Below are 13,379 nucleotides of genomic sequence, written 5' to 3' on the forward strand. Positions count from 1 at the left end.
GGTTACATTCCGAACCCGGAAGCTAAGCCTCACAGCGCCGATGGTACTGCAGGGGGGACCCTGTGGGAGAGTAGGACGCCGCCGAACAATCATTCCAAAAAGACCCCCTCCCATTCGGGAGGGGGTCTTTTTGCGTTACCCTCTGCCAATGCAGAACCTGACCCTGACCTGGCAGAGTGCCGGGGGTGCCGCCGTCGTCCTCTACGGAGGTGCGTACGCCGCCGCGAGGGTCCGGAAACCGGGGGCCTCGGCCCTGCTGCGGGAGGCCGGCACGCTGTTGGCGCTGTTCGCGCTCTGGCAGCTGGTGGGGCACCTGTCGGTGATGAGCGCCGACCACGCGCTGGACCGGGCGAGTTGGATCCACCGGACCGAGCGCTCGCTGGGGCTGCCGGACGAGGCGGCCTGGCAGGCGGCCGTCACACCGCATCCGGTGCTGGTGCGACTGGCGAACTACTACTACGCGGTCATGCACTTCGCCGTGATGCTGGGCGTGCTGCTCTGGGTCTTCCTGCGGCACCGGGAGCGTTACGCGTGGGTGCGCAACACGGTGGTGATCACCACCGCGGTCTGTCTGCTGGTGCAGTTCGTCCCGGTGGCGCCGCCGCGGATGCTGCCGCAGAGCGGCTTCGTCGACGTGGCCGCGGAGTACGGGCAGTCGGTGTACGGCGGCGCGGTCGGCGGGGTGGTGGTGGCCGATCAGCTGTCGGCGATGCCGTCGGTGCACGTCGCCTGGTGCGTGCTGGCGGCGGTCGCGGTGGTGCGGGTGTCGCGGAGCCCGTTCCGCTGGGCGGTGCTGCTGCACCCGGTGCTGACGGTCGCGGTGGTCGTGGTGACGGCCAACCACTTCTGGGCGGACGGCATCGTCGCGGTCGCGATCCTGCTGTTCGCCTACGCCGTCCTGGCCCTGGCGGCCCGGGCGGTGGCACGGCGACGGGGCCGGGGCGCCGTCGAGACGGAGCTCCGACCCCGCGCCGGTGCCGAGGAGCGGCCCCGGCAGGTCACTTGACCGGCAGGGCGACCTTCCCCCAGGAGCCGTTGCTCAGTGCGGAGGTGGCCCAGTACCAGGCGACCAGCCCGGCGACCGCCGCGACCCAGCCGGCGGCCTTGGCCAGGCCGCTGTAGCCGCCGAGGACGGCGATCGCGTTCAGCACCAGGGCGACCGTGAACAGCCCGTAGACGGCGCGGCTGAACAGGCCCGCCCCCCAACTGGCCGCCGTGAGGCTGAGGGCGAGCAGGGCCCACAGCAGCAGGAACAGGCCCGCGGCGTTCTTGCCGGCGCCGCCCGCCACCGACCAGGTCGCCCAGAAGGCGCCGAGGCTGGTGAAGGCGGTCCCGGTGAAGCCCTCGCCGCCGCGGAGCTGCCAGAGGCCCGCGACGAAGAGGGTGATGCCGCCGAGGACATGGGCGAGGTGGGCCGCGTCCCCGGCGCCGGTGCCGTGCAGGACCCCGGTGGAGAGCAGACCGTAGGCGAGAAGTGTGAGGCCGAGGGCGAGGTAGCCGAGGTTACCCGCGTCGGCTCCGGTGGAGCGGGCGTTCGTTGCCCCGGTAGCGTCGTTGCTCACCGGAGGCTCCTTTCACTCTGGGCGCGCGCAGGGCGCAGTGACGCTCGGTGATGTCGGTGACGGGGGATGCGCGCGACCGCGCCGAGGGCGCACGGCGGTGGGCCGTGCGCGGGCAGCGGTCAGAAGTGAGGTCAGCAGTGGTGGGCCGGCGGAGAGCCGCTGGGCACGTCCTCGCCGGGGGATTCCCCGGCGAGATCGGTGTACCCGGCACCCGCTCGCTTGTACCCTTGTGAAGATAACAATTCGTGACGGCGTCAGTTGTGGGGAGAGTTCACGACTGACGCTGGGTCGGCACCCGCAGGGTCAGGATCGCCATGTCGTCGGAGGGCGGTTCCGGAGCGAAGCGCTCGACCGCGCGCTGCACCCGCATGGCGACCGCGCCGGCGGTCAGGCCGGTGCAGCCGGTGAGCACCTCGGCGAGGCCGTCGTCGCCCAACATCCGCCGCCCCTCCCGGCGTTCGGTCACGCCGTCGGTGACGCAGAGCAGCACCTCGCCGGGGGAGAGCACCAGGCGCTCGGCGGTGAGTTCGAGGTCGTCCATGACGCCGAGCAGCGGCTGCGGGGTGGCGGCCCGGTCGACCTGGCCGTCGGTGCGCAGGCGCAGCGGGAGCGGGTGGCCTGCGCAGACCAGGGACAGTTCGGTGCTGCCGTCCGGGCGGGGTGTCAGTTCGCCGTAGAGCAGGGTGAGGAAGCGGCTGCGCGCACCCTCGTCCAGGATGGCCGCGTTGAGCCGGCGCAGCACCTGCGGGGCGTCCAGGCCCTCGCGGGCGAGCAGGCGCAGCGAGTGCCGGGCCAGGCCGGTGACGGAGGCGGCCTCGGGGCCGGTGCCGCAGACGTCGCCGATGGCGAAGCCGTAGGTGCCCTCACGGATGGTGAACAGGTCGTAGAAGTCGCCGCCGACCTCGTTGCCCTCGCCCGCGGCCTGGTAGTAGACGTCCACCTCGACGCCGGGGATCTCGGGCAGGTCCGGCGGCAGCAGGCTGCGCTGCAGGGCCTGGCTGGTGGCGGTGCGCTCGGAGTAGAGCCGGGAGTTGTCGAGGGCGAGGGCGGCCCGGCGGGAGAGGTCCTCGGCGAGTTCGAGGATCTCCTGGCGGAACCGGACGCCGGCCGGGACGCCGAGCGCGAGCAGCCCGATGACCCGGTTGCGGGCGGTCAGCGGCAGTACGACGGTCTCGCCGAGCAGTCCGGCGAGTTCGGGGCTGTCGGTGAGGCCGCCCGCCCCGGCGGTCTCGGCGGGCGCGGTCCAGAAGCGCACCCCGTGGGTGGGGCCGGCCTCGGGGGCGGGGGTCTTGTCGAGCAGGTCGCGCAGCGGGTCGATCCGGTCCTCGTCCTCGTGCAGGACGAAGGCGAGGCCGGCCGAGGAGCTGTGGTCGCCGTTGGTGTAGACGGCGCACCAGGAGGCGAGGGTGGGGACGGCCATCTGGGCCATCAGCGCGAGGGTCTGCTCGTGTTCGAGGGTGCCGGCCAGCAGGTCGGAGGCCTCGACGAGGAAGGAGAGCGAGCCGCGGCGCAGTCGTTCGAGCTCGGTCAGCCGGGTGCTCTCGACGGCCAGGGCGACCCGGTCGGCGGCGAACTGAAGGCGCAGCGCGTCCTCGTTGTCGTAGCGGCCGGGGGCGGTGGTGGCGATGCCGAGCGAGCCGATCAGGCGGCCCTCGACCTTGAGCGGGACGGTGACCAGGGAGCGCATCCCGCTGCCGGAGAGCAGGGGCAGGCCGGTGGGGCGGGCGGCGAGGTCCTCGTGCACCGAGGGCAGCCGGGCGGAGTCGTAGCGGTTGCCGGTGCCGACCGGGAAGCGGGTGTGCCGGCGGTGTCCGGTGGTCAGGCCGGTGGCGGCGCGGACCTCGAACTCGGTCTCGTCGTCGGTGGTGAGCAGCAGGTAGGCGGCGTCGGCGTCGAGCAGGTCGCGGGCGCGGTCGACGGTGCGCTGGAGCAGGGTGTCGAGGTCGTCGGTGGCGACCGGGGCGGCCAGCAGGTCGAGCCGGGGTCCGGCCGGGTCGGGGCGCTCGCCGGGCAGGGCCCGGGCGGGGGAGCGCAGCACGGCGCGGTCGGGTTCGAGGACGAGCAGACAGAGGGTGGAGGGGACGCCCTCGGTGTCGCGCACCCGGACCTGGACGCCGTAGACCTCGACCTCCTCGCCGTCGGGGCGCCGTACCCCGTAGCCGCCCTCCCAGCGGGCCAGCCGGAGGGTGTCGGTGAGGCCGAGGCCGGGGGACTGCGGCCAGACCGCGAGGTCGGCCCAGGGGCGGCCGAGGACGGCGGCGGCGGGGTGGCGGAAGAGGGCCTCGGCGTCCGGGTTCCAGGCCAGGACGCGGCCGTCCTCGTCGAGCTGGACGACGGCGACGTGCACCGGTCCGGGGCCGCTGGGCAGGTCGCTGCCGGGGGTGGCGGGCACGGCGTAGCGGGTGCCGACCACGTGGGCGGGCAGGGCGAGGCGGAACCAGACGGTCTTCTGCCCGGCCGCGTACTCGACGCCCCAGCGTTCGGCGAGGGCGGAGCACATCAGCAGGCCGCGGCCGCCCTCGCCGTCGGGGTCGGCGTAGCGGTCGGAGCGGGCGACGGGCCCGTCGCCGAGGGAGGGCAGTCCGCGTTCGGGGTGGTGGTCGGTGACCTCGATCCGGACGGTCTCCTCCTCGCGCAGGCAGCACACCTCGGCGGCGGTGCCGGCGTGCACGACCGCGTTCGTGACCAGTTCGCTGACCAGCACGACGGCGTCGTCGACGACCTCGGGCAGACCCCAGCCGAGCAGCGCGTCCCGAACGAAGCCCCGGGCGGCGGCCGCGGACCGGCCGTCGGGGTCGAAGGTGGCGGCTGCGCGCGCGGTGACCACGTTGCCACTTCTCCTCTACTGCTCTGGCCCTGACTGTCCGGGGCTCGGCGCCGACCTCCCCGTGCGCGCCGTCGGGGGTGGGCGGCGGCGCTGGGTCGGGTCGTGGCCCGGTGCAGCGCTCCACCCTACTTTCCGCTTGGTTCCCCGTGGGGGCGGGGCTGTGAAACAGGCACCTGAGGGTGATTCTGCCCACCTGTTTCGGACGGTGCGGGGACAACCGGGCGCAACCGGCCGTATACCCGGCGTGGGTGCTGCCAGACTGGGGGGTCCGCGACGGCCGGTGGGAGCAGTACGGTCGTGTGGGTGCCGGTGGGCCGCGAGGGCCGGCCGGTGCAGCCCAGCCGGGCCGGTGCCCGGGCCCGTGCCGTGCCGGCGCGGCGGTCACCGGACAGTTCACACGATGTGGGAGGGGCCCGTTGAGTTCGGCCACCAAGGACGCAACCAAGGACGCCACCGGTACGACGCCGCCCGCGCCGCGCGGCGGTCGGTCCGGAGCGGTGCCGCGGATCGCGGCGGGCCGGCGGTCGGGCTCGGGCCACAACCGCAGCGCGGAGCCGGCCGAGCTGCGCAAGCTGCTGGCGGCGCTGACCGCGATGCGGGACGGCAACTTCCGCCGCCGGATGACCGTGCCGGGGGACGGGCCGCTGGCGGAGATCGCCGCGGTGTTCAACGAGGTCGCCGAGCGCAACCAGCACCTGACCGGTGAACTGGCCCGGGTGCGGCGGGCGGTGGGTCGCGAGGGCCGGCTGAACGAGCGGCTGGAGACCGGCGCGGGCGAGGGCGCCTGGATGGCGGCGGTCGACAACTGCAACGCGCTGATCGACGACCTGGCCCGCCCGATGGCCGAGGTGGGCCGGGTGCTGAGCTCGATCGCCGAGGGCGACCTGGACCAGAAGATGGAGCTGCGCTCGCTGCACAGCAACGGGGTGAGCCACCCGCTGCGCGGCGAGTACCTGAAGATCGGCCGGACCGTCAACGGGCTGGTGGACCAGCTCTCGGAGTTCACCGACGAGGTGACCCGGGTGGCCCGTGAGGTGGGCACCGAGGGCAAGCTCGGCGGGCAGGCCAAGGTCCGCAGCGTGTCCGGCAGTTGGAAGGACCTGGCGGACTCGGTCAACACCATGGCGGGCCGGCTCACCGCGCAGGTGCGCAACATCGCCCAGGTGACCACGGCGGTGGCCAAGGGCGACCTGTCCCGCAAGGTGACCGTCGACGTGGCCGGCGAGATGCTGGAGCTGAAGAACACCGTCAACACGATGGTGGACCAGCTGAACGGCTTCGCGGCGCAGGTCACCACGGTGGCCCGGGACGTCGGCACCGAGGGCCGACTGGGCGGTCAGGCGCAGGTGCCGGGCGTGGCCGGGGTGTGGCGGGAGTTGACCGATTCGGTGAACTTCATGGCCGACAACCTGACCGGCCAGGTCCGCAACATCGCCCAGGTGACCACGGCGGTGGCGCGCGGGGACCTCTCGCAGAAGATCGAGGTGGACGCGCGCGGCGAGATGCTGGAGCTGAAGAACACCATCAACACGATGGTCGACCAGCTCTCCGGCTTCGCCGAGCAGGTGACCCGGGTGGCCCGCCAGGTGGGCACCGAGGGGCGGCTGGGCGGCCAGGCCCAGGTGCCCTGGGCGGCCGGGGTGTGGCGGGACCTGACCGACAACGTCAACTTCATGGCGAACAACCTCACCGATCAGGTGCGCAACATCGCCCAGGTGACGACCGCGGTCGCCAAGGGCGATCTGTCGCAGAAGATCCAGGTGGACGCGCGCGGGGAGATCCTGGAGCTGAAGAACACCATCAACACGATGGTCGACCAGCTCTCCGCCTTCGCCGACGAGGTGACCCGGGTGGCCCGGGACGTCGGCACCGAGGGGATCCTGGGCGGTCAGGCGAGCGTGCCCGGGGTGTCCGGCACCTGGAAGGACCTGACCAACTCGGTCAACCTGATGGCCAACAACCTGACCAGCCAGGTCCGCAGCATCGCCGAGGTGACCACGGCGGTGGCGCGCGGCGACGTGTCCAAGAAGATCACCGTCGACGCCCGGGGCGAGATCCTGGAGCTGGTGACGACCGTCAACACCATGGTCGACCAGCTGTCGGCGTTCGCCGACGAGGTGACCCGGGTCGCCCGCGAGGTGGGCACCGAGGGCATCCTGGGCGGTCAGGCCCGGGTGCGCGGGGTGTCGGGGATCTGGAAGGACCTGACCGACAACGTCAACTTCATGGCGTCGAACCTGACCGGACAGGTGCGCAACATCGCCGAGGTCGCCTCCGCGGTGGCCCGCGGTGACCTCTCCAAGAAGATCACCATCGACGCCCAGGGCGAGATCGCGACCCTGGCCGGGACCCTGAACACCATGGTCGACCAGCTGTCGGCCTTCGCGGTCGAGGTCACCAGGGTGGCCCGCGAGGTCGGCACCGACGGAACCCTGGGCGGCCAGGCGAGCGTGCCGGGCGTGGCCGGCATCTGGAAGGACCTGACCGACAACGTCAACCAGATGGCCAACAACCTCACCGGCCAGGTCCGCAACATCGCGCTGGTGATCACGGCGGTCGCCCGCGGCGACCTCTCGCAGAAGATCGACGTCGACGCGCGCGGCGAGTTCCTCCAGCTCAAGACCAACATCAACACCATGGTCGACCAGCTCTCGGCCTTCGCCGACGAGGTCACCCGGGTCGCCCGCGAGGTCGGCACCGACGGACGGCTCGGCGGCCAGGCCCGGGTGCCCGGGGTGGACGGCACCTGGCAGGACCTGACCGAGTCGGTGAACGAGCTGGCCAACAACCTGACCCGGCAGGTGCGCGCGATCGCCCAGGTCGCCACCGCGGTGACCAGGGGCGACCTGAGCCTGCGGATCGACGTGGACGCCGCCGGGGAGCTCGACGAGCTCAAGGACAACATCAACCAGATGATCGCCAACCTGCGCGAGACCACCCGCACCAACCAGGAGCAGGACTGGCTCAAGACCAACCTGGCCCGGATCTCCGGCCTGCTCCAGGGCCGCCGGGATCTGGAGGCGGTGGCCTCGCTGATCATGACCGAGCTGACCCCGGTGGTCTCCGCCCAGCACGGCGCCTTCTTCCTGGCCCAGCCGGCCGGCCGGACCGCCGAACTGATCACCGAGGACGACGACGAGAACGACACCGTGCTGCGGCTGATCGGCAGCTACGGCTACCAGCGGCGGGCGATGCCGACCACCTTCCGGCCGGGCGAGTCGCTGATCGGCCAGTCGGCGGTGGAGAAGCGGGCGATCATCGTCAAGGAGGCGCCGCCCGGGTACCTCAAGATCGCCTCCGGTCTGGGCGAGGCCTCGCCGACCCACATCGTGGTGCTGCCGGTGCTGTTCGAGGGCCGGCTGCTGGGCGTGATCGAACTGGCCACCTTCAGCTCCTTCACCACCGTCGCACTGGACTTCCTCAACCAGATCGCCGACCTGATCGGCGTCACCGTGAACACCATCAGCGTCAACACCAAGACCGAGGGCCTGCTGCTGGAGTCCCAGCGGCTCACCGCCGAACTCTCGATGCGCTCGGCCGAGTTGGAGGCGCGCCAGGAGGAACTGGAGCGCACCAACGAGGAGTTGCAGGAGAAGGCGGAGCAACTCGCCCAGCAGAACCGCGACATCGAGATCAAGAACAGCGAGATCGAGGAGGCCCGGCAGGTGCTGGAGGAGCGCGCCGAGCAGCTCGCCCTGGCCTCCCGGTACAAGAGCGAGTTCCTCGCCAACATGTCGCACGAGCTGCGCACCCCGCTCAACTCGCTGCTGATCCTGGCCAAGCTGCTGTCCGACAACAACGAGGGCAACCTCTCGCCCAAGCAGGTCGAGTTCGCCGACACCATCCACGGCGCCGGCTCCGACCTGCTCCAGCTGATCAACGACATCCTCGACCTGTCCAAGGTCGAGGCCGGCAAGATGGACGTCCGCCCGGCCCGGATCGCCCTGGTCCAGCTGGTCGACTACGTCGAGGCGACCTTCCAGCCGGTCGCCCTCGACAAGAACCTGGACTTCGCGGTCCGGGTCTCGCCGGTCCTGCCGGTCACCCTGCACACCGACGAGCAGCGGCTCCAGCAGGTGCTGCGCAACCTGATCTCCAACGCCGTCAAGTTCACCGAGACCGGCGGCGTGGACTTCTCGATCAGCGCGGCCGGCCGGGACGTCCCCCAGCACGTGCGCGAGCGGTTGCTGGAGTTCGGCTCGATCCAGGGCCCGGACGACGAGCTGATCGCCTTCTCGGTCTCCGACACCGGCATCGGCATCCCCAGCAACAAGCTGCGGGAGATCTTCGAGGCGTTCAAGCAGGCCGACGGCACCATCAGCCGCAAGTACGCCGGGACCGGCCTCGGGCTGTCCATCAGCCGCGAGATCGCCCGGCTGCTCGGCGGTGAGATCCATGCCGAGAGCGAGCTGGGCAAGGGCTCGACCTTCACGCTCTACCTGCCGCTGCGCACCGACGCCCCGGACGCCGCTGAGCGGTCGGCCGAGCGCCCGGGCGCGGCGGGCCAGTCCGTGCTGCGCGCCTCGGTCGGGGTGACCCCGGTGGGCCTGCCGGTGCCGGTCGGCGAGAGTCCGGCCGACCACTGGGCCCAGGAGGTCCGGGAGCTGGCCGAGGAGCGCCGCCGCGGCGTGGTGGAACGCCGTCGCAACGCCGCGCTGGAGAGCGCCGCGGCGCCCCGGGCGGTGGAGCCCGTCCAGCCCCGGCCGGCCCGCGGCGACACCCGCTTCGACGGCCAGCAGGTGCTGATCGTGGACGACGACGTGCGCAACGTGTTCGCCCTGACCAGCGTGCTGGAGCAGCACGGGCTGACCGTCCTGTACGCGGAGAACGGCCGCGAGGGCATCGAGATGCTGGAGCAGCACGAGAACGTGGCGCTGGTCCTGATGGACATCATGATGCCGGAGATGGACGGCTACGCGACCACCGAGGCGATCCGCCGGATGCCCCAGTTCGCCGGTCTGCCGATCATCGCGCTGACCGCCAAGGCGATGAAGGGCGACCGGGAGAAGTCCCTGGAGGCGGGCGCCACCGACCACATCACCAAGCCGGTGGAGACCGACCACCTGCTGTCGGTGATGTCCGAGTGGTTGAACGGCGACCGCGCATGACGCCGGCGGCGGGCGTGAACTCCGATGCGGGCCCCGGGCTTCACGCCTGCCGGTCGGTCGGTTTGCTGGCGGTCGGGCCCGGGAACCCGGTAGGGTCACCGAGCGTTGCGAACAGTGACCGGACGGCGACACGCTGCTGAGCGTGCGCCGGAGCACTGGCTGAGCGCCGTTCCGGATCGGGTCACGACGGAGCGATGTGCCGGGCGAGGGGGTGCGGCTAGCATGACCGGGGTAGCGGTGGGCAGTACGCGGGTGCCCACACCGGGCGGCAGGCAGGCGACAGGAGGGCGAGCCCCGATGCAGAAGGCGAAGATCCTCCTGGTCGACGACCGGCCGGAGAACCTCCTGGCACTGGAGGCGATCCTCTCCGCCCTGGACCAGACGCTGGTGCGCGCCGCCTCCGGCGAGGAGGCGCTCAAGGCGCTGCTGACCGACGACTTCGCGGTGATCCTGCTGGACGTCCAGATGCCCGGGATGGACGGCTTCGAGACGGCCGCCCACATCAAGCGCCGCGAGCGCACCCGGGACATCCCGATCATCTTCCTCACCGCGCTCAACCACGGCCCGCACCACACCTTCCGCGGCTACGCGGCCGGCGCGGTGGACTACATCTCCAAGCCCTTCGACCCGTGGGTGCTGCGGGCCAAGGTCTCGGTCTTCGTCGACCTGTACGTCAAGAACTGCCAGCTGAAGGAGCAGGCCGCGCTGCTGCGGCTGCAGCTGGAGGCGGGCGGTGGCGAGCCGGCCCTCGGCGGGGCGCTGCTCGGCGAGCTGTCCGCGCGGCTGGCGGCGGTCGAGGAGCAGGCGGAGGCGCTGGGCAAGCAGCTGGACGGGGCGGAGGACGCCGGGGTGGCCGCCACCGCGACGCACCTGGAGCGCAAGCTCGTCGCCCTGCGCCGGGCCCTGGACGCGATGCGCCCCGGCAGCGCGTAGTCCCGCGGTACCGCGTTCACCCGTCCGGGTGGCCCACTGCTGCGGCCGGGTGAAACCCGGTCAGCGTGACGGAGTGTCTGCGACACGTCGGGGCGGCCCAGCTCGGCCGCGTGGGCACGGGTGGCCCGCCCCGGTAGGCTGCTGACCCATGGCCACTCGTACGCCCGGAAACGCCGCACGCAAACCGAGTCCGGGACCGTCCAAGAAGGCCGCGGCCAAGTCCCCGGGCAAGCCGCCCGCGAAGAAGGCGGCCGCCCGTCGGGCCCCCGCGAAGAAGGCGGCGGCAAGGTCGGCGCCGCCGCCCCCGCCGCGCCGGTCGGGGCTGATGAGCCTCCTCAACGCCCTGGCGAGCCCGATCGCGGCGATCTTCCGCGGCGTCGGCGACGGCGCCAAGAACCTCCACCCGGACCACCGCAAGGACGGTCTGGGACTGCTGCTGTTCGGCCTCGCGCTGGTGGTCGCCGGCGGCACCTGGTTCAGCTCGGAGGGCTGGCTGAACGGCGCGGCCACCGCCGTGGTGTCCGGGCTGTTCGGCCGGCTCGACGTCCTGGTGCCGTTCCTGCTGGCCGGGATCGCGATCCGGCTCTGGCGCCACCCGGAGCTGCCGGAGGCCAACGGCCGGATCGTGATCGGGCTGAGCACGCTGCTGGTCGGCGTCCTCGGCCTGGTCCACATCGGCTGCGGCGCGCCCACCATGGGCAGCGGCGCCACCCGGATAAGGGCGGCCGGCGGGATCATCGGCTGGGGCGCGTCCACCCCGATGATGGCCGCCGCCGGCGCGGTGCTGGCCGTGCCACTGCTCCTGCTGCTGGCCTTCTTCGGCCTGCTGGTGGTCACCGCCACCCCGGTCAACCGGATCGGCGAGCGGCTGCGCGGGGCGGCGATAAGGCTCGGGGTGATGGAGCCCGGGCCCGAGGACGAGCTGCGCTGGGGGCGCACGCCGGGGTACGAACCGTCCACCGACCCGCCGGAGGACGCCGACCCCGACGCGCTGCCGTACGCCGTGGACACCGACGGTGACGACCCGGTCGACGAGGTGGCCGCCCGCCGGCGCCGCCGTCGGCGCAAGCAGGACGTGCCGGACGAGCTGGACGAGTCGCCGCAGGCCCAGCGGGTCTCGCTGGACAAGGAGCCGCTGGACCCGTACGCCACCCGCGACCTGGCCGCCGGCGCGGCCGCCGACCTGGACGGTGCGCTGGTCTACGGCGTGCCCGCCTCCTCGGCGGTGGCCGACATGATGCACCAGGTCAAGGACCTGACCGCGGCGCCCGAGGAGTCCGCCGTCCCGGCCGCCCGCAACGGCGGCCCGGGCGCGCCCGCGGAGCACGGCCCGGCGCCGGTGCGGATGGAGCAGCTCCAGCTCGGCGAGGGCGTCACCTACGCGCTGCCCTCGCTCGACCTGCTGGAGCGCGGCGGCCCGGCCAAGGCCCGCAGCGCCCTCAACGACGAGGTGGTGGCCCAGCTCACCGGCACCTTCGCCGAGTTCAAGGTGGACGCCAAGGTCACCGGCTTCACCCGCGGCCCGACGGTCACCCGCTACGAGGTCGAGCTCGGCCCGGCGGTCAAGGTGGAGCGGATCACCGCGCTCGCCAAGAACATCGCGTACGCGGTGGCCAGCCCGGACGTGCGGATCATCAGCCCGATCCCGGGCAAGTCCGCGGTCGGCATCGAGATCCCCAACCGGGACCGGGAGATGGTCAACCTCGGCGACCTGCTGCGCTCGCGCACGGCCGCCGAGGACACCCACCCGATGGTCGTCGGCATGGGCAAGGACGTCGAGGGCCACTCCGTGATGGCCAACCTCGCCAAGATGCCGCACATCCTGGTGGCCGGCGCGACCGGCGCGGGCAAGTCCTCCTGCATCAACTGCCTGATCACCTCGATCCTCGCCCGGGCCACCCCGGACGAGGTGCGGATGGTGCTGGTCGACCCCAAGCGGGTCGAGCTGACCGCCTACGAGGGCATCCCGCACCTGATCACGCCGATCATCACCAACCCCAAGAAGGCCGCCGAGGCCCTCCAGTGGGTGGTGCGCGAGATGGACATGCGCTACGACGACCTCGCGGCGTTCGGCTTCCGGCACGTGGACGACTTCAACGCGGCGGTCAAGGCCGGCAAGGTCACCCCGCCGCTGGGCAGCGAGCGGGAGCTGCGGCCGTACCCGTACCTGCTGGTGATCGTCGACGAGCTGGCCGACCTGATGATGGTCGCGCCGCGCGACGTCGAGGACTCGGTGGTCCGGATCACCCAGCTGGCCCGCGCGGCCGGCATCCACCTGGTGCTCGCCACCCAGCGGCCCTCGGTGGACGTGGTCACCGGTCTGATCAAGGCCAACGTGCCGTCCCGGCTGGCCTTCGCGACCTCCGCGATGGCCGACTCCCGGGTCATCCTGGACCAGCCCGGCGCGGAGAAGCTGATCGGCAAGGGCGACGCGCTGTTCCTGCCGATGGGCGCCGGCAAGCCGGTCCGGATGCAGGGGGCGTTCGTCACCGAGGCGGAGATCGCCAGGGTCGTGCAGCACTGCAAGGACCAGCTGACCGCCGTCTACCGGGACGACGTGACGGTCGGCGGCGGGCCGAAGAAGGAGATCGACGAGGAGATCGGCGACGACCTGGACCTGCTGATCCAGGCGGCCGAGCTGGTGGTCTCCACCCAGTTCGGCTCGACCTCGATGCTCCAGCGCAAGCTCCGGGTCGGCTTCGCCAAGGCCGGCCGGCTGATGGACCTGATGGAGTCGCGCGGGATCGTCGGCCCGAGCGAGGGCTCCAAGGCCCGCGACGTGCTGGTGAAGCCGGACGAGCTGGACGGGGTGCTGCTGACCCTGCGGGGCTGAGCGGCGGCGCGGCCGGGCCGACGGGCCGTGCCCTCCGGGTGGGTTCACTCGTTCGGAGGAGGGTAGGCGCGGTGTGCGGAACCGAATGCCCGTAGGCCGCGTCCCAGGCCGGACAG

6 protein-coding genes and 1 rRNA gene are annotated in these 13,379 nt (G+C 72.4%); 5 read left to right on the plus strand and 2 right to left on the minus strand.

Going from position 1 to position 13,379, the window contains the following annotated elements:
* A 5S ribosomal RNA gene (rrf, locus tag ABTZ03_RS16380) occupies nt 1-87 on the plus strand; the annotation flags it as partial.
* A 61-nt stretch (nt 88-148) separates the two neighbouring features.
* On the plus strand, nt 149-1,006 hold the full coding sequence (locus ABTZ03_RS16385) for a phosphatase PAP2 family protein (protein ID WP_350513635.1): 858 nt from the start codon (nt 149-151) through the stop codon (nt 1,004-1,006).
* On the opposite strand, the gene ABTZ03_RS16390 is transcribed toward ABTZ03_RS16385, so the two are convergent.
* Nucleotides 999-1,562: a GPR1/FUN34/YaaH family transporter gene (locus tag ABTZ03_RS16390; RefSeq protein ID WP_350513636.1), complete on the minus strand. Its 564-nt coding sequence runs from the start codon at nt 1,560-1,562 to the stop codon at nt 999-1,001. The genes ABTZ03_RS16385 and ABTZ03_RS16390 overlap by 8 nt on opposite strands.
* 271 nt (nt 1,563-1,833) lie before the next feature.
* Nucleotides 1,834-4,389 carry a SpoIIE family protein phosphatase gene (locus ABTZ03_RS16395; RefSeq protein ID WP_350513637.1) on the minus strand — a complete coding sequence of 852 codons (2,556 nt, stop codon included), beginning with the start codon at nt 4,387-4,389 and terminating at the stop codon, nt 1,834-1,836.
* A gap of 497 nt (nt 4,390-4,886) precedes the next feature.
* Between ABTZ03_RS16395 and ABTZ03_RS16400 the strand changes: the two genes are divergently transcribed.
* The 3 genes from ABTZ03_RS16400 (at nt 4,887) to ABTZ03_RS16410 (ending at nt 13,263) form a co-directional block, all read left to right on the plus strand.
* Entirely contained in the window at nt 4,887-9,497 is a 4,611-nt protein-coding gene (locus ABTZ03_RS16400) for a HAMP domain-containing protein (protein ID WP_502894488.1), read from the plus strand.
* A 297-nt stretch (nt 9,498-9,794) separates the two neighbouring features.
* Nucleotides 9,795-10,430, plus strand: coding sequence for a response regulator (locus ABTZ03_RS16405; protein WP_350513638.1), 636 nt, complete (start codon nt 9,795-9,797; stop codon nt 10,428-10,430).
* A 148-nt stretch (nt 10,431-10,578) separates the two neighbouring features.
* Nucleotides 10,579-13,263, plus strand: a complete 2,685-nt coding sequence (locus ABTZ03_RS16410) for a DNA translocase FtsK (RefSeq protein WP_350513639.1) — start codon at nt 10,579-10,581, stop codon at nt 13,261-13,263.
* Nucleotides 13,264-13,379 lie beyond the last annotated feature (116 nt).

This window comes from Kitasatospora sp. NPDC096077 (genome assembly GCF_040303245.1).
Classification (GTDB): Bacteria; Actinomycetota; Actinomycetes; order Streptomycetales; family Streptomycetaceae; genus Kitasatospora.

Bases quoted from the DNA above. Each gene is read 5' to 3' on its own strand.
- ABTZ03_RS16385 (WP_350513635.1), top strand. From the start codon at position 149: ATGCAGAACCTGACCCTGACCTGGCAGAGTGCCGGGGGTGCCGCCGTC.
- ABTZ03_RS16405 (WP_350513638.1), top strand. From the start codon at position 9,795: ATGCAGAAGGCGAAGATCCTCCTGGTCGACGACCGGCCGGAGAACCTC.
- ABTZ03_RS16410 (WP_350513639.1), top strand. From the start codon at position 10,579: ATGGCCACTCGTACGCCCGGAAACGCCGCACGCAAACCGAGTCCGGGA.